24 protein-coding genes are annotated in these 18,635 nt (G+C 55.4%); 12 read left to right on the top strand and 12 right to left on the bottom strand.

All coding sequences use genetic code 11. The features are described 5' to 3' along the window. Nucleotides 1–23: 23 nt before the first annotated feature. Together AC2T28_RS15970 and AC2T28_RS15965 are read right to left on the bottom strand one after the other, a co-directional pair. On the bottom strand, nucleotides 24–815 hold the full coding sequence (locus AC2T28_RS15970; RefSeq protein ID WP_486749626.1) for an SseB family protein: 792 nt from the start codon (nucleotides 813–815) through the stop codon (nucleotides 24–26). After that, nucleotides 812–1,396, bottom strand: coding sequence for a uracil-DNA glycosylase family protein (locus AC2T28_RS15965; RefSeq protein ID WP_486749625.1), 585 nt, complete (start codon nucleotides 1,394–1,396; stop codon nucleotides 812–814). The genes AC2T28_RS15970 and AC2T28_RS15965 overlap by 4 nt, the downstream gene beginning before the upstream one ends. Before the next feature lie 306 nt (nucleotides 1,397–1,702). Between AC2T28_RS15965 and AC2T28_RS15960 the strand changes: the two genes are divergently transcribed. From AC2T28_RS15960 to AC2T28_RS15945, 4 genes are read left to right on the top strand one after another with little or no spacing between them, the layout of a single operon-like run. Then, the gene (locus AC2T28_RS15960; RefSeq protein ID WP_486749624.1) at nucleotides 1,703–2,362 is read left to right on the top strand and encodes an ABC transporter ATP-binding protein; all 660 of its coding nucleotides are present in this window, start codon (nucleotides 1,703–1,705) and stop codon (nucleotides 2,360–2,362) included. Further along, nucleotides 2,340–4,037, top strand: a complete 1,698-nt coding sequence (locus AC2T28_RS15955; protein WP_486749623.1) for a KpsE/RkpR family capsule polysaccharide export protein — start codon at nucleotides 2,340–2,342, stop codon at nucleotides 4,035–4,037. The genes AC2T28_RS15960 and AC2T28_RS15955 overlap by 23 nt, the downstream gene beginning before the upstream one ends. A gap of 4 nt (nucleotides 4,038–4,041) precedes the next feature. Further along, on the top strand, nucleotides 4,042–4,875 hold the full coding sequence (gene kdsA / locus AC2T28_RS15950; RefSeq protein WP_486749622.1) for a 3-deoxy-8-phosphooctulonate synthase: 834 nt from the start codon (nucleotides 4,042–4,044) through the stop codon (nucleotides 4,873–4,875). Between the two features lie 21 nt (nucleotides 4,876–4,896). Beyond that, on the top strand, nucleotides 4,897–6,393 hold the full coding sequence (locus AC2T28_RS15945; RefSeq protein WP_486749621.1) for a phosphomannomutase/phosphoglucomutase: 1,497 nt from the start codon (nucleotides 4,897–4,899) through the stop codon (nucleotides 6,391–6,393). Nucleotides 6,394–6,676: 283 nt separating this feature from the next. Here the strand turns inward: AC2T28_RS15945 and AC2T28_RS15940 are convergent, their stop codons facing one another. The 3 genes from AC2T28_RS15940 to AC2T28_RS15930 all read right to left on the bottom strand — a co-directional run bounded on the left by AC2T28_RS15940 (nucleotide 6,677) and on the right by AC2T28_RS15930 (nucleotide 9,436). Beyond that, nucleotides 6,677–8,599 (bottom strand): AsmA family protein, encoded by a 1,923-nt coding sequence (locus AC2T28_RS15940; RefSeq protein WP_486749620.1) that lies wholly within the window; start codon nucleotides 8,597–8,599, stop codon nucleotides 6,677–6,679. Between the two features lie 94 nt (nucleotides 8,600–8,693). Further along, nucleotides 8,694–9,062 carry a DUF3969 family protein gene (locus AC2T28_RS15935; protein WP_486749619.1) on the bottom strand — a complete coding sequence of 123 codons (369 nt, stop codon included), beginning with the start codon at nucleotides 9,060–9,062 and terminating at the stop codon, nucleotides 8,694–8,696. Then, the gene (locus tag AC2T28_RS15930) at nucleotides 9,059–9,436 is read right to left on the bottom strand and encodes a DUF3969 family protein (RefSeq protein WP_486749618.1); all 378 of its coding nucleotides are present in this window, start codon (nucleotides 9,434–9,436) and stop codon (nucleotides 9,059–9,061) included. The genes AC2T28_RS15935 and AC2T28_RS15930 overlap by 4 nt, the downstream gene beginning before the upstream one ends. Nucleotides 9,437–9,789: 353 nt before the next feature. On the opposite strand from AC2T28_RS15930, the gene rimO reads away from it, so the two are divergent. From rimO to AC2T28_RS15915, 3 genes are all read left to right on the top strand, one after another. Next, nucleotides 9,790–11,205, top strand: a complete 1,416-nt coding sequence (gene rimO, locus AC2T28_RS15925) for a 30S ribosomal protein S12 methylthiotransferase RimO (protein WP_486749617.1) — start codon at nucleotides 9,790–9,792, stop codon at nucleotides 11,203–11,205. 242 nt (nucleotides 11,206–11,447) lie between these two features. Further along, nucleotides 11,448–11,687, top strand: coding sequence for a DUF1330 domain-containing protein (locus AC2T28_RS15920; protein WP_486749616.1), 240 nt, complete (start codon nucleotides 11,448–11,450; stop codon nucleotides 11,685–11,687). A gap of 182 nt (nucleotides 11,688–11,869) precedes the next feature. Continuing rightward, complete coding sequence (locus AC2T28_RS15915; RefSeq protein WP_486749615.1) at nucleotides 11,870–12,793, top strand: hypothetical protein; 924 nt, start codon at nucleotides 11,870–11,872, stop codon at nucleotides 12,791–12,793. Nucleotides 12,794–12,879: 86 nt separating this feature from the next. On the opposite strand, the gene AC2T28_RS15910 is transcribed toward AC2T28_RS15915, so the two are convergent. Then, a complete protein-coding gene (locus AC2T28_RS15910) occupies nucleotides 12,880–13,236 on the bottom strand; it encodes a diacylglycerol kinase (RefSeq protein WP_486749614.1) in 357 nt (118 codons plus the stop codon). A gap of 109 nt (nucleotides 13,237–13,345) precedes the next feature. Here AC2T28_RS15910 and AC2T28_RS15905 point away from each other — a divergent pair, with 109 nt between their 5' ends. Continuing rightward, a complete protein-coding gene (locus tag AC2T28_RS15905) occupies nucleotides 13,346–13,588 on the top strand; it encodes a CDGSH iron-sulfur domain-containing protein (RefSeq protein ID WP_486749613.1) in 243 nt (80 codons plus the stop codon). Nucleotides 13,589–13,844: 256 nt separating this feature from the next. Here AC2T28_RS15905 and AC2T28_RS15900 read toward each other — a convergent pair whose 3' ends face one another. From AC2T28_RS15900 to AC2T28_RS15885, 4 genes are all read right to left on the bottom strand, one after another. Next, nucleotides 13,845–14,114, bottom strand: coding sequence for a DUF6455 family protein (locus AC2T28_RS15900; protein ID WP_486749612.1), 270 nt, complete (start codon nucleotides 14,112–14,114; stop codon nucleotides 13,845–13,847). A gap of 21 nt (nucleotides 14,115–14,135) precedes the next feature. Then, complete coding sequence (locus tag AC2T28_RS15895; RefSeq protein ID WP_486749611.1) at nucleotides 14,136–14,396, bottom strand: DUF6455 family protein; 261 nt, start codon at nucleotides 14,394–14,396, stop codon at nucleotides 14,136–14,138. 88 nt (nucleotides 14,397–14,484) lie between these two features. After that, nucleotides 14,485–14,871, bottom strand: a complete 387-nt coding sequence (locus tag AC2T28_RS15890) for a YigZ family protein (RefSeq protein WP_486749610.1) — start codon at nucleotides 14,869–14,871, stop codon at nucleotides 14,485–14,487. A gap of 3 nt (nucleotides 14,872–14,874) precedes the next feature. Continuing rightward, the gene (locus tag AC2T28_RS15885; protein WP_486749609.1) at nucleotides 14,875–15,591 is read right to left on the bottom strand and encodes a M48 family metalloprotease; all 717 of its coding nucleotides are present in this window, start codon (nucleotides 15,589–15,591) and stop codon (nucleotides 14,875–14,877) included. Nucleotides 15,592–15,740: 149 nt separating this feature from the next. On the opposite strand from AC2T28_RS15885, the gene AC2T28_RS15880 reads away from it, so the two are divergent. Next, complete coding sequence (locus AC2T28_RS15880; RefSeq protein WP_486749774.1) at nucleotides 15,741–15,980, top strand: hypothetical protein; 240 nt, start codon at nucleotides 15,741–15,743, stop codon at nucleotides 15,978–15,980. On the opposite strand, the gene AC2T28_RS15875 is transcribed toward AC2T28_RS15880, so the two are convergent. Continuing rightward, nucleotides 15,956–16,243 (bottom strand): DUF167 domain-containing protein, encoded by a 288-nt coding sequence (locus tag AC2T28_RS15875; RefSeq protein WP_486749608.1) that lies wholly within the window; start codon nucleotides 16,241–16,243, stop codon nucleotides 15,956–15,958. The two genes, AC2T28_RS15880 and AC2T28_RS15875, sit on opposite strands and share 25 nt — an antisense overlap. A 175-nt stretch (nucleotides 16,244–16,418) precedes the next feature. Between AC2T28_RS15875 and AC2T28_RS15870 the strand changes: the two genes are divergently transcribed. The 3 genes from AC2T28_RS15870 (at nucleotide 16,419) to AC2T28_RS15860 (ending at nucleotide 18,328) form a co-directional block, all read left to right on the top strand. Next, nucleotides 16,419–16,997: a nitroreductase family protein gene (locus AC2T28_RS15870; RefSeq protein WP_486749607.1), complete on the top strand. Its 579-nt coding sequence runs from the start codon at nucleotides 16,419–16,421 to the stop codon at nucleotides 16,995–16,997. Continuing rightward, nucleotides 16,994–17,686: an EI24 domain-containing protein gene (locus AC2T28_RS15865; protein ID WP_486749606.1), complete on the top strand. Its 693-nt coding sequence runs from the start codon at nucleotides 16,994–16,996 to the stop codon at nucleotides 17,684–17,686. The genes AC2T28_RS15870 and AC2T28_RS15865 overlap by 4 nt, the downstream gene beginning before the upstream one ends. Nucleotides 17,687–17,755: 69 nt before the next feature. Next, nucleotides 17,756–18,328 (top strand): MAPEG family protein, encoded by a 573-nt coding sequence (locus AC2T28_RS15860; RefSeq protein ID WP_486749605.1) that lies wholly within the window; start codon nucleotides 17,756–17,758, stop codon nucleotides 18,326–18,328. Here the strand turns inward: AC2T28_RS15860 and AC2T28_RS15855 are convergent, their stop codons facing one another. Next, nucleotides 18,329–18,607 (bottom strand): DUF1467 family protein, encoded by a 279-nt coding sequence (locus AC2T28_RS15855; protein ID WP_486749604.1) that lies wholly within the window; start codon nucleotides 18,605–18,607, stop codon nucleotides 18,329–18,331. It lies immediately after the preceding gene. Nucleotides 18,608–18,635: the final 28 nt, after the last annotated feature.

The following is an 18,635-nucleotide window of genomic DNA, read 5'->3' as shown; positions in this document are numbered from 1 at the left end:
CCGGCGGCAGCGCCGGGCATCCCCTATTTCAGCTTTGGAGGGTTCTCGGGATCACTCCCCGGTATCTTGGGCTGATACACCTTTGGCTCTTCGGGCTGCGGCAGGTCAAATCGCAAACCGACCTTGGCCAGCTTGGCAGCCATGTCGTCAGTCGCAGCAAAGAACCCCACATCCATCGCCCCTGCTTCGATCCCTGAAAAGGTCAGCGCCTCGCTTGCAGCCTTGGCCAGCGCCGATTGCGCGGGTTCTTTGGCATCGACAAATCCCAGCAGATGACCCTGCCCGCCGCCCTCGTAACGAACGCCCACCAGATAGGCTGACGTGGCCAGACCCGCCGCACTGGCCAGTTTGGCATCCAGCGCCGTCAATAACACTTCGGGCAGACCGGTTGGTGGCAGGATCTCGGTAATTGCTGCCTCAACCTGGTCTGGGGCATGTTCCAGTGTCTGGTGCAGCCAATCCACCGCCTCGGCAGGGATCAGGATGGATGAGGGCGCCACTTCAAGGTTCACGCCCAGCCCAATGCCCTGCCCCGCCAGCATCTGCGCCACCATGCGGCCAGACAGTGCCACATAGGGCACCACCCGGTCGGCAAACTGCGCCAAACGCTCTTCGCGGTCAAACAACAGAACAAAAGAGCCATCCGCCAGATCGAACATCTCAGGCGAGATATTGTCCCCCTTGGCCTCTTTGCTCAGCATTAGAAACAGTTCAGAATCCGCCAGCCGCTCATAAAACCGCATCCGCGCGGCGTCGTCCTCGGGCGCGGCTGTCATCGCGGCATGGGCTTGGTCCAGCGCTGTGGCTTTGGTCATTTCAACACCTCTTTCACCCTGGCCTGCAGTTCCGGCACCAGCTCGGATTCGAACCAGGGGTTTTTCTTTAACCACCCGGTATTGCGCCAGGACGGATGAGGCAAGGGAAAGACATGTGGCGCATGATCGCGCCAATGGGCCACCAACTCGTTGACCGGGGTCTTCTGCCCCAGATGATAGTGTTGCGCATGGGCACCCACCAGCACCTTCAGCTTGACCTCAGGCAACTGGGCCATCACCCGTTGATGCCAGGTGTTGCGACACAGCGCAGGGGGCGGCAGATCACTGCCCTTGTCATTGTATCCCGGAAAACAGAACCCCATCGGCACCACCGCAACGCTGTCTTTGTCATAGAAACTGTCTACATCCAGCCCCAGCCAGTCGCGCAATCTATCCCCGGATGCATCGGTAAAAGGCCGCCCGCTTTCGTGAACGCGAGCTCCGGGGGCCTGCCCCGCGATCAACAGCCGCGCCGTTGACCGGAACCAGACCACAGGTCGCGGTTCATGCGCAGTGGCCGTCGCCGCAAATTTCTGCGTGCATAACCGACAGGCACTAATCTCATTTTTTAGAGACCTCAAATCCTCCACCAACCTGCCCCTTCACCACTCAATTGTCGCCAAACTGGAAACAATGGTATTTTGTCCCAAAGTGGTTTACCACCAGCCTAGTTCCTTGGAGAGCCAGTATTTTGCACCTTCGGCTCAGATAAAGACGTTAATAAAGTATTGATAAACTATCCTACAATTCGACATAATATGGTCAAAATCCACACGTAAGCCGTTAACACACCTTTGATATAGAAGACCGTAATGGCGCGATGCCGAAAGCAACAACCGTGAAAAGAGCCTCATCCCGGGGGCCGGACGGGCAGTACCGGAACACTGATGATTGAGTTTGTAAATGTCAGCAAGTCCTTCTGGACTGGCACCCAGCACAAGGTGATCCTGGATAAGGTCTCCTTTCGGGTGGAGCTTGGCAAGTCGTTGGGCGTGCTGGCCCCAAATGGCACCGGCAAGACAACACTGATCAATATGATGGCGGGTCTCGAACAACCCGACGAGGGCGAAATCACTCGGACCAGCAAAGTGTCCTTCCCATTGGGGTTCATGGGCGGGGTTGTCAGCCGATTGTCGGCGTTTGAGAACAGCCGCTACATCGCCAAGCTCTATGGTCTGGATCCAGACTATGTTGAAGCCTACTGCCGCTGGCTTTGTGGTCTGGGTGAATATTTTGATCAGCCGTTGGGCACCTATTCGTCAGGCATGCGCGCGCGGTTCAGCTTTTCGTTGATGCTGGCGCTTGATTTTGACATGTACCTGATCGACGAAGGCATGCCCGGAACCACCGACGTCGAATTCAACAAGAAGGCAGGTGCCATCCTCGAAGAGCGCCTGCAAACCACCACCATCATCATTGTCTCACATCAGGCAAAGACGTTGGAAAAATTTGCCCGCTCGGCCGCAGTGCTGCTGGATGGGCAATTGCATATGTTTGAAACCTTGGAAGAAGCGAAACAGCTCTATGACTACGAAACCCAAGGCTAAGAAATTCCGCATCCGTCGCAATCCCGGAACACCGGCTGCGACAGGCGCGACACAACCGATCAGCAAACCAGCTGCGCGGCCCACGACGGCTGCCAGCGAACAACCGGCACGTGCCAAATCCGTGCCCGGCCCCCAAGATAGTGCCGCAACGGCCTCGACGCAGATACAGCCCGGCGCAGGTGATAAGCCCGCGAAAAGCGGTCAGGTCAGTTCGGCGCGGGAAACCAAGCTGGAAACCGACATTGACACCATTCGCCACGAAGGCCTGACCGGGCGCCAGTTGCGTATGGCACGACGGGTTGCACAGAAACACAATCTACCAGCCACTTCGGATTTCGACGCGGTGCGACTGCTGCGCCAAAAGGGCATTGATCCGTTCAAACGATCCAACATGCTGGAACTTGTTGTGCCGCCGAACAGCGCACAACCCGATGGCAGCCCCGAAGCACCTGGCGCAGTCCAGCTGCCGCAAACCGTTCCAGCAGCCAAGACCAACCTGCCCTCAACCGAACTCAGCCCGGCAGAGCGGCGAGATCGTGACATCCAGACGATTCAGCGCGACATCAGCAAACGCCGCCGCCGCAAACTGGTATTGCTGGCCGCACGCCTGTCCTTTTTCGTCATGCTCCCGACGATCCTTGCCGGGTATTATTTCCACAAAGTGGCAACCCCGATGTACGCCGCCAACTCAGAATTTTTGATCTTGCAGGCAGACAACGCAGGTGGTTCCGGCATGGGGGGACTACTGAGTGGCACCCAGTTTGCCACCAGTCAAGATTCCATAGCGGTACAAAGCTATTTGGAATCAAAAGAAGCGATGCTCCGCTTGGATGCAGATATTGGGTATAAATCCCACTTCACCCAAGAATCGATCGACCCGATCCAACGGTTGGACCCTGAACCCACCAACGAAGAGGCCTATAAAGTCTACAAGCGCAATGTCAGAGTTGGCTATGATCAGACCGAAGGGTCGATCAGAATGGAAGTGACCGCCGCTGATCCCGAGGTCTCGGCCCAGTTTTCGCGCAGCCTGATTGCCTATGCCGAGGAAATGGCAAACGGTTTGTCCGTCAACAAACGCGGCAATCAAATGAAGGACGCCGAACAGGCGATGGAAATTGCGTTTCAAAAACGTCGCGACGCACAAGAGGCCCTGGTTCGGCTGCAGCAACAAGGGTCGGTGCTGGATCCCGAGGGTGTGATCATGTCGCTGCGGTCGCAGATCAGCACCTTTGAACTGAAGGTTCAGGAAAATGAGCTGGAACTGGCTGCGCTGCTGGACAACGCACGGCCCAACAAGGCCAAGGTTGATGGCACGCGTGCTGATATCGCGCGCCTTCAAGCGGTCATTGAACGACTGAACCAACGGATGATCAATGCCTCGGCAGGCGAAAATTCGCTGGCCAGTCACAGCGTGCGCATCCAGATGGCTCAGGCGGATCTGGCAACCAGGGATCTGATGCTGCAATCGGCTTTGCAGCAAGTGGAACAAACCCGTTTAGAGGCTAACCGGCAGGTACGTTATCTGACCACCTCGGTGCAGCCCGTGCCGAGCGAAGAACCGTCATATCCGCGTAAGTTCGAAAATACGATTTTGGCTTTCTTGATCTTTTCCGGTATCTATCTGATGATTTCGCTTACAGCGTCCATCCTCCGTGAACAGGTTTCATCTTAAGATCATGAAAAATATCCAAGTCGCCGATCTCACCATCGGTAATGACCGTCCTCTGACTCTCATTGCCGGTCCATGCCAACTGGAAAGCGCCGATCACGCTCAGATGATCGCAGGCCTTTTGAAAGAGGCCTGTGACAAAGCCGGGGCGCAATATGTGTTCAAGGGCTCATTTGACAAGGCCAACCGGACCTCGATCAATGCCAAGCCTGCGCTGGGTCTCGATAAAGGGCTGGCCGTATTGCAATCGGTCAAGGACACCATCGGTGTTCCAGTGCTGACTGATATCCATGAAGCGGACCAATGTGAGCCGGTGGCTCAGGTCTGTGACATCATGCAGATCCCTGCCTTTTTGTGCCGCCAAACCTCCCTTTTGCTCGCAGCTGGCCGCACTGGTGCTGTGATCAATGTGAAAAAAGGTCAGTTCCTGGCGCCATGGGAAATGCCCAATGTGGTCACCAAAATCGAAAGCAGCGGCAACGAACGCATCATGCTGACCGAGCGCGGCACGTCGTTTGGTTACAACCGGCTGGTTGTTGATATGCAGGGCCTGCCTGAAATGGCGCGTACCGGCTATCCGGTGATCATGGACGCAACCCATGCCGTCGCCCAACCTGGCGGGCTTGGCAGTGCCTCGGGTGGTCAGCGCGAGTTTGCCCCGGTTTTGGCGCGCGCGGCTGTCTCCACCGGGATTGCCGGGGTTTTCACTGAAACCCACCAAGATCCAGACAATGCGCCATGTGATGGCCCCAACATGATTTATCTCGACCAGATGCCAAAACTGATCGAAACCCTGATGGCCTTTGACGCACTTGCTAAGGCCAACCCCATTTCCATCTAAGTTCAGAGAAAAGAGCTTTTCATGACCAAACCAACCGCCCCGGTGACACCAAACACCTGGAACTTTCTGCGCGACCCAATGATAACCCCAACCGGGTTTCGCGAGTATGATGCGCGCTGGAAATACCCGGATGAAATCAACCTGCCCGGCATCACCGCGCTGGGTCTGGGACTGGGCACACAGATGCACGCCCGTGGTATCGATCCGGTCATTGCCGTCGCCAATGATTACCGCGACTATTCGCTCAGCATCAAAAACGCGCTGATCCTGGGCCTGATGCAGGCTGGTATTCAGGTCAAAGACATTGGCCCTGCAGTCTCCCCCATGGCTTATTTCTCGCAGTTTCACCTGAATGTGCCTGCAGTCGCCATGGTTACCGCCAGCCACAACCCCAATGGCTGGACCGGGGTTAAAATGGGCTTTGACAAGCCTCTGACCCACGGCCCGGATGAGATGGGTGAGCTGCGCGACATCGTGCTGAATGGTGAAGGCGTGGCGCGTCCTGGCGGCTCATACGAATTTGTTGACGGCGTCAAAGAGGCTTATCTTGACGATCTGGTTGGTGACTTCAAAATGTCCCGCCCGCTCAAGGTTGTCTGCGCCACCGGCAATGGCACTGCCGCAGCATTCGCGCCCGAGCTGTTTGAACGCATCGGCGTCGAAGTGGTCGATAGCCACAACCGGCTCGACTATACCTTCCCGCATTACAACCCCAACCCCGAAGCAATGGAAATGCTGCACGACATGTCGGACAGCGTCAAAGCCTCGGGTGCCGATATGGCACTCGGGTTTGACGGCGACGGTGACCGCTGCGGTGTGGTGGATGACGAAGGCGAAGAGATCTTTGCCGACAAGGTTGGCGTCATCCTGGCCCGCGATCTGTCCAAGCTGTATCCCAACGCCACCTTTGTAGCGGATGTGAAATCCACCGGGCTGTTTGCCTCTGACCCTGAGTTGCAGAAAAACGGCGTCACCGCGGATTACTGGAAAACCGGGCACAGCCACATGAAGCGGCGCGTCAAAGAACTGGGCGCGCTGGCAGGGTTCGAGAAATCCGGCCACTACTTCCTGGCTGAGCCAATTGGGCGCGGCTATGACTGCGGCATGCGGGTGGCTGTTGAGATCTGCAAACTGATGGACCGCAACCCGGACATGAAAATGTCTGACCTGCGCAAAGCCCTGCCCAAGACCTGGTCCACCCCGACCATGTCCCCTTATGCGGCAGACACCGAAAAATATGACATTTTGGCCCGCTTGGTCGACAAACTGGTTGCCAAAGTTAAGGCCGGTGAAACCCTAGCTGGCCGCGCCATCAAGGAAGTTGTCACCGTAAACGGCGCCCGCGTTATCCTTGATAATGGCTCTTGGGGACTGGTACGGGCCTCGTCAAACACGCCCAATCTGGTGGTGGTCTGTGAAAGCTCCGAAAGCGAGGAAGAGTTACGCGCGATCTTTGCCGACATCGACGCCGTTATCCGCACCGAGCCAGCGGTTGGCGAATATGATCAGACCTTCTGATATTTGAACAATAGTTTCCCCTGCCTTGCGGCAGGCGATTCGCGCGCCCGCCTTTGGCGGGCGCGCTTGTTTTGTGCAGGTGACATCTCAGAACAAAAGCCGCTGCGCTTGAACGAAGGTTTTCAAAATTTGCTGGGGAGGCGGTGTAAGGGGCATTCTGCCCTAACACGCGCCATTGCAATTTTGGAGAGCCCTATGTCGCGTCAAGGACAAGCCGGGCTTTGCCCGGTCGCCCAGGCTGGCCTGAGCGATCCTTGACCCGCCGCCGAGCATTAGACAACGCCTAGTTGCCCTGGAGCAGGTTCAGCAAGGCATCCTTGGCGCGTTTCTCCAGCTCGTCCTTGATCACCTCTTCGACGTCTTGGTCCGGGGTTATTTCGGTGTTCAGCTCTTCGCTCAATTTTTGACGCAGTTCTTCTTCCAACTGGCTTGCGGCCTCATTCTCTAGCGCGGCTTCAAGGTCTGGGCGAATTTTGGGATCAGCCCAAGGCCCGGTGATCTTGACCGGGACCGACAATCCCTTGCCGCTGTTTGCGTTGAGCAATGTGGGTGTGAACAGATAATCCAGATCCTGAGCCCCAAAACCAATGCGCCCTTTGCCATCTGCCCGCACCCCTTTCAGCGAGGTCAGCAGATCGTCATTGTTCAGGTTTCCGTCACTCAAAGTGTAGCTGGCCGTTAGCCCGTCAAACACCGTGCTGCCGCCATTGCCACTGCCCGAGCGCATCAGCCCTTCGAGGTCAAAGCCAGTAAAGAACCCCTTGCCAATTTCCAGCCAGCCCTTGCCGCTGAGCGAGCGCATGATGGCATCCTGTGAGTTCCCAACGCCGAGAAACTGCAACTCCCCCAGCGCCTCGCCATTCAAACGGTCATAACCGCCCAACTGCCCCAGCGCTTGTTCCAGCCGGATACCAGAGTAGGTCAGGTTGCCGCCAACTGACAGCCCATTGCGATTGTTGGCCACCAACTGCCCCTGCACTGTGCCGCCGAAAACCGAGGCAGGATGCATTTTGAAAACGGCTCGTGAATTGTCCAGCGACAGGCTCAGCTTACTGGTGCCCAGTTTAACGCTGCCGGTGTTCAGACTGGCAATATTCAGATCCAGCGTGCCATTTGCCAGAGCGAGGGGTGAGGCATCAATGGGATCGCGCGACCAGCCAGTGTCGCCACTGTCACCCGTAGCATCCCCGCCGCCAGAGCTTGCAAGGTCAGACAGATCCAGATCCCCCGCCTCCAGCTTGGCTGTGAAATAGGGTACCGCCCCCAATTGCAGGTCTACCGCGCCTTGCAGGGTGTTGCCATCCAGATCCAGGCTCAGATCGCGCATCGCAATCCGCCCGTCTGGCGTTACGGTCAAATCCGTTCCCAGAACCACGACCTGCCCAGCACCACGTGGCAGATCGACCTGGCCCAGCCCAGCGGCGCGCAGCACTTGTTCTGTATCGTCTAGCTTGGCGGTAAACCTCCCTTCGGCCTGCCCCGAGACCCCAGCGCGACCATCAAACCGGGCAATCCCCCCCGGTGCCATCAGCGTTGCCCCAACCGAGGACACCTGACCGCCAAGGAAGGCTGCAAAGCTGCCAATCTCACCCTCAACTTTGACCACCTCCCCCGCAGGGCGCAGCGTCAGCGACAGATCAACGATACCTTCGGGATCGGGCCACTTCAGCACAAGATCCATATCCTGCAGCGTCACCGATGCGTCGCCATGACCTGTGTAGGTGACACTGGCTTGGCTCAGCATCAGTTTTTCAATGCTCATCGACGTGGGTGAACTGTCCGTCGTGGCCGTGTTACCGGTTGCAGAGGCAGCGCTGCTTTGCGGGGTCAGCAACCAATTGCCCTGACCCGCCGCATTGGTGCTCAGGTTCAGATGCGGGGCCACGGCGGTCAGCGACTTGATCCGAACATCACCGCGCAACAAATCTGGAGCCGAGACACCAATCGACAGGGTCTTGGCCGTCAGCATCGGCTGATCTCTGGCCCAATCCGCATTGGACAGGCTCACGCCCTCGGCCCTAACGCCCAGCACCGGCCAAAGGCTCAACGCCACTTCACCACGAACCTCGAGCTTGCGCCCGGTCTGCGCCTCGAGCTGATCCGCTGCCAGCTCGGCCAGCTTGTCGCCGGGCAGCATCAGCAAACCGCCAATGACCACCACTGCGGTGATCACCAAGGCAACAAATATCCGAAACAACAATCGCATGACCCAATTCCTTGTCAGTTTGAGGCTAGCTTAACCTGCTGAGAAATGGGTGCAATGAGGAGCAGGTATGGTCAATAGGAAACCAGTTTCCAGATCAAGAGGTTGAGCCTCGCCCACTTCCAAGGCGGTCGCCATTGTTCGACAGCTTTCTCATGAGCCACGACGAGTGACGTAGCTTCAGTTCGTCTTTTGTTTTCAAAAACAAAATTGCCCTTGTAGAAATTTCATCCAAACTCTTTTCAAAAGCGTTTGGCACAAATTCTCTTACATCATCAAGCTCAGTCCCCAAATGCACAAGATCGATAAGTTCTTCGTTTACCTCAAGCTCTCTTAGAATACGCATGGTGGCCGGTGAGAAAATGAGACACTCTGCATCATCGATTTCGGTTGCTCCCGTTCTGATCGCCTCGACCATACCAAGGACAAATGTGGCAACGGTTTTTTCGGTAGCGGCTATATTCAATTGGTCGGTCCTTGGTTTCCTTTGTACTCAGCATCGCTCAAGAGCTTTCTCATGAGCCACATCGAATGATCTAACTTCAATTCCTTGTTTGACTTCAAAAACGACGTTGTCCCTAACGCTATTTCATCCAAGCACTCTTCAAAAACGCTAGGTCCATATTCATCGAGATCCTCAAGCTCGGTCCCCAGATGAACAAGATCTATGAGGTCTTCGCTTACCTCTAGCATCTCCAAAGTCTGCATCGAAGCTGGTGAAAAAATGAGCATCTCTGCATCCCGTAGTTCAATTGCTCCTGTTCTAATCGCCTCGATCATCCCAAGGATCAGAGTGGCAACGGTTTTTTCGGTAGCGGCTATGTTCAATTGATCTGTCATTGATGTCCTTTGTGCAAAGGTAATGGTTGATGAATAGGCACTGAGATCGACTGGTTTCATAAGAGAACCGTGACCGACAAGATTTCAGTTTTGCTGTGCAGGGTGGATGAGAAGCAGAACTGTTTCGCTGCTTTAGCAATCGAGGCCACATCAATCTGCCTCGTCATCCCAAATGGACCTGGGCCACACGTTAAAGGTGCGCATCGCGCGTGGTCAACCAAAATTTGGCGCAGTGCCTACCCTCAGACCAAAACACAATTCAACACCCCGGTGCACAGGTGGTGCACGCATGGTGCACACATATCACCCCCGTATTTCTTGCCTATTGCGGCATTCCTGATATATGCGCGCTCATGACCCAGAACCCATCCAGCAATCCGCCAGAGCTCCGCCCCGATCTTGCCCCGAAACTGCAAATCGGTGAGGCACCGCGTGACGGCCAACCGACGCTGGGCATGGTGTCCTTGGGCTGTCCCAAGGCCTTGGTCGACAGCGAGCGGATCCTGACCCGACTGCGGGCCGAAGGGTACGGCATCTCGCCCGACTACACCGGCGCCGATGCGGTAATCGTCAACACCTGCGGGTTTCTCGACAGTGCCAAGGCCGAAAGCCTGGATGCCATTGGCGAGGCGCTCAAGGAAAACGGCAAGGTGATTGTCACCGGCTGTCTGGGGGCCGAGCCGGATTACATCCGCGAACACCACCCTCGCATCCTGGCGGTGACTGGCCCTCATCAATACGAACAGGTTCTGGACGCTGTACACTCGGCCGTGCCGCCTGATCCGCACCCGTTTGTGGACCTGCTGCCAGCCACTGGCGTACAGCTAACCCCCAGGCATTTCAGCTACTTAAAGATTTCCGAGGGCTGCAACCACAAGTGCAAATTCTGCATCATCCCCGACATGCGCGGCAAGCTGGCGTCACGCCCAGCCCATGCAGTCCTGCGCGAAGCCGAGAAGCTGGTCGGCGCTGGCGTCAAGGAACTGCTGGTGATCTCGCAGGATACCTCGGCCTATGGGTTGGATCGTCGCTATGATGTGAATCCGTGGAAAGACGGCGAGGTGCGCAGCCACATCACCGACCTCACCCGCGAGTTGGGCAAACTGGGCGCGGCGCAGGATCTGTGGATCCGCCTGCACTATGTCTACCCCTACCCCTATGTGCGCGAGCTGATCCCGCTGATGGCCGACCCGGACAACGCGGTGCTGCCCTATCTGGACATCCCGTTCCAGCACTCGCACCCTGATGTGCTGAAACGCATGGCCCGCCCGGCGGCCGGTGCCAAAACCCTGACCGAGATCGCCGCCTGGCGCGAGATCTGCCCCGACATCACCCTGCGCTCGACTTTCATCGTTGGCTACCCGGGTGAAACCGAGGCCGAGTTCCAGCACCTGCTGGACTGGATGGACGAGGCGCAGCTGGATCGTGTCGGCTGTTTCAAATACGAAAACGTCGACGGCGCGCGGTCAAACGCCCTGCCCGACCACGTGGCGGAAGAGATCAAGCAAGAGCGCAGGGAACGCTTCATGGAGAAGGCGCAGGCGATTTCCGAGGCCAAGCTGCAGGCCAAGGTTGGCCAGACCATGCAGGTCATTGTGGATGACATCGACGCCGACGGCATCGCCACCTGCCGCACCAAGGCCGACGCGCCCGAGATTGATGGCAACCTGTTCATTGACGAAGGCACCGACGGGTTGAACGTCGGTGATCTGGTCACTGTCGAGGTCGATGAGGCTGGAGAATATGATTTATGGGGTAAACTCGGATAAAGAAATGGTCTGGAAGGCCATTTCCCGAGTTTACGGGCGGAGCCCAAGACATTGGCCCAACAACGCTTTACTCACATTTAGCAAGCTCAGCCACGCTCGCCTAACCACTTCAAATCCCAACGCTAAAACCGCCAACCAATGCTCAGCCTTTAAATTTTAAGCCTAGGGCAGCGCCCGACCGAGGTGGGTGCAAACGCACCCGCCTGGGGGGCGGGCGGGTGCTGCCCGGTGTTCCACCGGAAATGTGGAATTGTATTTCTGTCATTGGCAGCTTGGTGGAGGAGTGGGACAGCACCTATCTGGCCCATGTTGGCACCTACGAGGTTCTGGAAGGCAACTGGAACCCCACCCGCAGCGTATTGTTTCAATTTCCTGACATGGGCAGTGCCCGCGCCCTGTTCAGCTCAGACGCTTATGCTCCGTTGAAGGAGTTAAGGCAGCTCTGTTCGATGGGGCATGTGGTGATTGTGGCAGGGGTTTAGAAGGGTATTGCTGGGTTTGAACAATGAATGCCAAGGTCAAATGTTGTATCAAGGCCGGTATCCATGAGTGAGTGACAATTTATTAGGAGGGGCTAGTGGGTGAATTTTACGAGACAGATTACTGTTGAAGCGGATTCAAACGGTAATTATAACTCTCGGAAACGCTTTAAAAGGGTCACAAAATGAATAGCTCTGAGAGCCAACAGTTTGAAAATATTACAGATGACTCCCTCGTTCAACTGAGCACTTTTGAACGCGTTAAGTCTGCGGTTGAACACATACTGATTGCTAAGAAAAAATCCTCTGAAAGCAAAACATTAAGCGGCCCTGAAATTCGCACCGAAGCAAGAAGTTTGTTTCCAGAAGCATTCCGAAGTGTTGCTGACAACACCTTTTCACAATACCTCTCCAATCTAGCTAAAGAGCCTGAATCCCACCTTTTTTCTGCCGGAAAACGAAAAGGTTACTACTGGCTTAAAGAGCGTACTGCCGTTGAAATCGTCGATGAACCAGAAGCGATTTCGAATACCGCCGACACTTCTGGTAGAGCTCCGAAAGTTGAGCGCGAAAAACGAATTTATCCAGTTATTGAGAGCTGGTTAATTACTCAAGAGTATCAAGCAAAAGACATTTCCAGTTTAAAGGGGAATGGAAAGTGGGGTAACCCTGACGTACTAGGCATTAGAGTTTTGGATACATTCGACGGTACAGCTATTGAGCTTACGTCTATCGAAGCCAAGATATCTAGTGGAAATTGGCAACAGTTTATTTTTGAGGCAATTTCACACCGCAGGTTCGCCAACCGAAGTTACTTCGCTTTTCTCCATCCGGAAAAGCTGAGAGATAAGTTGGATATCAAGAACTTCAGGTACTACTGTGAACTTTATTGCATTGGAATATTGGTTTTATTAGTTGACGAGAAGCGATTTGACGAAATTACAAAGGGTGCAGCAAGTGAGGATCTGACTAGTGATGATGTTGACATCATCGAACTTTTGCCTGCGCCTCACAACGCTGTCCCACCAGAAAAGCAATTCGAATTTCTGCAAGCCATTGGTGTAAACAACAAAAGAAAACTTATGCAGTTTGGTTTCTCAATCGAATAAAGTCTCTGTTGCAACTACGGTAAACTTTTAGGTTTTCAAATTAATCCCTCTCCTTCAAGAGTGGAAACCTTCAACCGGCAGGATCCTCAAACCAACCCCACCAACACCACCACACAGGCTACGCCCACCGCAACCGCTGCCACGGCCACCCCGGCACTGCCCGCATCCTTGGCCTGCCCGGCCAGCGGGTGCTGCTCCCTAGAAATATTGTCCACAATCCGCTCAATCGCAGTGTTGAACAGTTCGGCCGCCAGTACCAGCACACCCAGCGCCAGGATCAGCGCACGCTCGCCCGTTTCCAGCGGCAGCCACAGGGCAAAACCGCCCGAGACCAGATTGACCCAGACCCAGCTGCGAAAACTGTGTTCGTTGATCCAGGCGTCACGACAGCCAGCCCAGCTCCAGACAATGCGGTATTTCAATCGGTTCAAAAAATATTTCATGGCAGCAGACTGGCGTGGAGGCACGGCAGTTACAAGCCCACTGACTTGACGATGGGCGCAGTCATATCACGTCAATGTGGAACACCAACAACAAGGGAGATCCCCAGCCATGTCATCCCCGCCAACCATCGCGCAAAAGGCGCCCTTTGCCGTCGAAGTGACTGAAGGGAAAACCTATTTCTGGTGCGCCTGTGGCAAGTCCTCCAAGCAGCCCTTTTGCGATGGCTCCCACAAAGACACTGAATTCAGCCCTCAGAAATTCACAGCTGAGAAAACCGGAAAGCTGTTCTTTTGCGGCTGCAAACACTCCAGCAAGGCCCCACTCTGCGACGGCACTCACAGCAGGTTATGAACACACCCCTCCCGCCCGCTGTGCGGCATCACAGATGCCTACAGCCGTTGGGCCCAGCGCCGCTTTGCGGCGCCATGCCCAACATCGCAACGGGGTTTGGCAAAGCCAAGGCACGGCGCGAGGGCGGGAGCCATTGGTTTAGGAAATATCAGTCGGCCAAATTCAGTACAGAAGCGGCACACTTGATTACAGCTATGACAAAGAGCCGAACGTACACCTCTAGATCATTGTACAGCTGTGAACCGGTGCCACGTTTCTACTCGCGCTTGCCCAGCTCACCCCTAAGTCGCATCAGGGCCACAGCGTTGCGGCAGCTCTGCGGAGGGGTTTCGGCCTGCGCATTGACCTCCAACCAAGCCTGACACTGCTGAGGAATATCGCAGCCACGGCATTTGGTGATCATCTTGGCCCAGGCCTCGTTATCTATCTTGTTGTCCTCAAAGGCCTGAGCCAAATCGGCGCCAACGGTTTTGCCCATTCGGCCCAGAAGGCGCAGGTGCAATAAGGGGTTGCCCAAAACTTGCATGTATTAGTCCACCCAAACCGGTCAAACCTGCTCGTGCAGGTAATCAAACAGATCACGGTTGCGGCAATAGTTTGGAGGCGTGGCCAGTTGCGTCTCAGGGTCGGCCAAGACACTAGCGCAGTGATCCGGCTGCGAGCATTTGGCACAGCGTAGAACGGCCTCAGAAATCTCGTCCAGCAGCAACCTGCCCTCAAGTGCTTGCTGCTGTAGATCCAGCCCCACAGATCGGCCCATCTCGTCAAAAAGCGCCGCGTGCTTTTTCAAGGTTTCTGTATCGTGCATAGCTCTCTCCTGGTCCGGTTGCGTCCCAGATTGGATAGCAGCACGAGGGAAATTGACCTTGATTCAGGTCAATCGCGCATTTGTACGGTTAGTCGTAGCCTTGATCTGTCATGTATTCGCGCACTGCATCCTGCACCCGGCGAAACCTATCACCGCCCAGTTTCTTGCCGCCATACCAGCGAGTAACGATGATGACATGGCTCTGCAGGTCGGCACGTTCCAGCATCCGCAAGATCACCATGCCAGCGCCGCTTTCGCCATCATCCGCCTTGAGCCCGCCAGTGGGCAGCAAAGCCGCCCAGGTGTTGTGGGTGGCTTTGGCATAGGATTTGTCGGATTTCAGTTGCGCCAATACAGCGTCGATCTCGGCGCGCGTGGTCACTTTAGCCCCCGTTACCGCATATTTTGAGCCGCGATCGGTCAGGACCACGCCAAGCTGCACCAGCGCGGGCTCAGAATTAGAAAGTTGTGTCATAAATTAATTCAGCCTGTATTTTCGAATGGTCGCCTGCACCGCCTGTACCCGATCATAGTTCGAGGGATGAGAGCCAAGGAAGGTATCGCCCGGATCCGGTAGTCGTGCAAAGAATTTAACGCCGACGCTGGGGCGATAGCCTGCCTTATGGGTGATGATTGTGCCCAACTCATCTGCTTCCAGCTCAAAATCCTTGGAGTAACTGCGGGCACCAACAATTGCGCCTAGGTCTTGTGCATCAGCTATGTCGCCGACACTCCCCCCCGCAGCAGTGATCAAGCCACCAAAGATGATTGCCCCCGATATTGCATTCTGCTGCAGACGTGCCAAATGACCGCGAATGTGGTGAGCTGCTTCGTGAGACATCACAAAAGCCAGCTCATCCCGATTGGACAATTCCGCCAACATAGCCTGGGTAAAAGTGATCACCGGACGCCCTGAACGGGTGAGGCTCTGATAGGCATTGGCCGGTGCCCTATAGTTGGGATCAACCCGGATCAAAAAGTCGCAGTTCAGCCCCGTTGTTCGGCTTTGACACTCACGTTCGGCCACGGGTTCAACCGACCGCACCACCGCTGCAAAACCCGCACTATCCAGATGTCCTGTCTGACCCAGCCCTTGTTGCTTGGCCGCTCCCCGAGCCCCCTGCCCCGGAAACGGCGGTGCCGAGATCTCACAGCCTGCAACAACTAAAACCAGCAACAACACTAAGCGGCGCATGCAAAACCCTTTGGTTACTCTGGTTCATAATAGAGGGTGTTTTGCGCCGGCTTCAATCGCGCTTGGTTTGCCTATGTTCATTTTCGAGCAAAAACACCGCAATGTCGCGAAGGCTTGCCAGCGCCATTTTCACAGGGCAAGCTGGGGTTATGTTTACCATAGAGCATGAATTTGACGCCACTGTGATCACCCTGCTGGACGAAGGCGAAGCCCCTTTGCAGGAAGATATCATCATCAATTCCTTTGCCGAATGTGTCACCATCGAGCAGTATGACCCACGCACAGACCGCACTCAGGTGATTACCATGTCACAAGAGCAGCTACGGGATCTGTCGGTGGCGCTGGACCTGCCCGAGGGCGTGTATCAGCTGCGGGAAACGCCGGAATAGACAAATAGCTTATCACGCGCGCTTTGCCCCCGCTTTAGTACCAAATGCGACGGAGCAACATTCATGGCGTGAGCCAGCAAGTTTTGCACACCGTCGTTGCCCTTGCCGTTCTCGGGCACTGCGGTGACAGAGATCCGTATCACTCCGTCTCGAAGCTCAACCGCGTTGCGCCTGGCCTTGGGGGTGGCGCGTACAGCAATTTCCGCGCCCGGCTGCGCCAGATGCCTAAGGTTGGGCAGGTCTTTCTGTCTCGGCTTTCCCATGATGGGACTGTTGCCCGTCTTGGCCATCTAAAACATGGACTTTATGTCTTGGGCGGGGATATTTTCTGCCAAATGAAGCAGATCCTCAATTTTGGCCGCGCTTTGACGTTTCTCACTTGAATTTCTGCCCGTGGCTGCCGAAATGGGAACCACTTGATGTAATAAGGCTTTACATATGCCCCCTAAGAATTCTGCCGCGCTGGACTTTTTGCTGACCCGCAGGTCGCGCCCCGCCAAAACTCTGGTTGCCCCCGCACCAAGCCGTGAAGAGTTGGAGCCGTTGCTGACCGCCGCCGCACGGACCCCGGATCATGGCAAGCTGGAACCCTGGCGGTTTATCGTTGTCGAACGCGGTGCCATGGCGCGGTTGGCAGATGTAACGGCTCAGGCCGGTGAACGACTGGGCAAGTCGACCGCAGATATTGCCAAGGCCCAGAGCCAGTTCGAACTGGGCCAACTGGCGGTGGTTGTTGTTGAAATCCAAACCCCAAGTGAAAAAGTACCGGCGATCGAGCAAAGCTATTCTGCTGGAGCCGTTTGTCTGAGCCTGCTCAACGCGGCCCTTGCTGCTGGATGGGGCGCCAACTGGTTGTCAGGCTGGGCGAGCCATGACCGCGGCTTTTGCCAAGAAGCTTTTGACCTGGCCAAGAATGAGCGCATAGCCGGGCTGATCCATATCGCCACCGAACGAGCAACCCCTCCTGAACGGCCACGCCCGGATCTGGCAGCAAAAACGACCTGGGTATCGGAATGATTTTTGACTCATTTTTTAAGGCGGTCTCGCAAATTGGCGACCCTCGATTTCGCAAGGTTCTGCTGCTTGGCGTTGGCCTGACGCTAGCGTTGCTGGTTGCGGCCTATGCCAGCTTTCTGGTGTTGATCCAATGGATGGTTGGCCCCGATGCTGTGGTGCCGGTACTGGGTGAAGTTCGCTGGCTGGATGACCTGCTGTCCATCGGCTCGCTGATCTTTATGTTGATCTTATCGATTTTCCTCATGGTCCCGGTGGCCTCGGCGATTACATCGATGTTTCTGGACGATGTGGCGCAGGCCGTTGAAGACAAACATTTCCCGCATTTGCCCAAGGTGAAAAAGACCCCGTTTGTGGAGGCGGCCAAGGATACCGTGAACTTTCTGGGCGTGCTGGTCACGGCCAACGTGCTGGCACTGATCCTTTATGTGATTTTTCCACCAGCTGCCTTGTTCATCTTCTGGGGCATGAACGGATTTTTGCTAGGCCGTGAGTACTTCACATTGGTTGCAGCACGCCGTTTGGGTATGCCTGAGGCACAAAAAATGCGTCGCAAATATGCGGGAACCATTTGGATGGCCGGTATTTTGATGGCGATGCCACTGACTATCCCGTTGATCAACTTGGTCATTCCGATCCTGGGTGCGGCAACCTTCACGCATGTTTTCCATGCCCTCCAACGGCGGGGATGACGCTTAGCTGATGGGTTGCTAGGGTGCGGCATTGATTTGTTTGCAGAGTAATTGATTTGAGAAGCACCCATGGCTAATACCGATACCAGAAGAGCCCGCATTGCAAAGATCGTGATCGGCTATCCCATTGCGGTTCTTATTGCGGGGCTTGCGATAAACCTGTGGGGGTTCGGTATTGCCCCTGCAGTGATTGCCCTGCCCGCGTACGACATTGTTTCAGCACTGGTTATTGCAGGGGCTTTGCTTGTCCTCAATCATGCCTGGCTGATGACAACAACCGAACTGACGCGGCTAAAATTCCGGATGTATGCGACACCCGAGGAATGGGAAAACAGCAAAACATCGCCTCAGGATGCCCCTGAGCTGGGGTTGCAGGAACTGGAACGTCGCCACAATGCGCACCGAAATACGACTGAAAACACTGTCTATTTTGCGTTCTTAGCCGGGGTTCTGGCGATAACCACGCCAGTAATCCTGGCGGCTCAGGTTTGGATTGTTGGATTTGCCTTGGCGCGGTTGGGCTACACCTACAGCTATATATCAGGACGGGATAATATGCGCGGTGCATTCATGAGTTTGAGCCTGCTGGCCATGTTTGGCATGGCCAGCTACCTTGTGCTGAGCTTGATCATCCAGACCTGATTACAGGTTGGGCTCGTTATAGACGCCCATCCAATCAAAATCGCTGATGCTGATAACACCTGACAGGATGATCCCCGCAATAACCGCCCACAATACTGCAGCGACAACGGTGGTGATAATGGCTTTTTGCTTAAGGTAGTGGTTTTCGGGTGCACTGGAATGTGTGCCCGGCACCACTTTGCCCTTGTCACCCTGGGTTTCCAACCGAATGGGAATAATCACCAAAAAGGTCAGAAACCAGATCACTGCATATAGGACCAGTGCCGATGTAATTGCCATGTCGCGCGTCTCCGTATTGAGTCATCCC

It is taken from the genome of Parasedimentitalea nitratireducens (assembly GCF_057444295.1).
The sequence above is the reverse complement of the archived record's forward strand: the minus strand, read 5'-3'. Positions and strand labels throughout refer to the sequence as shown.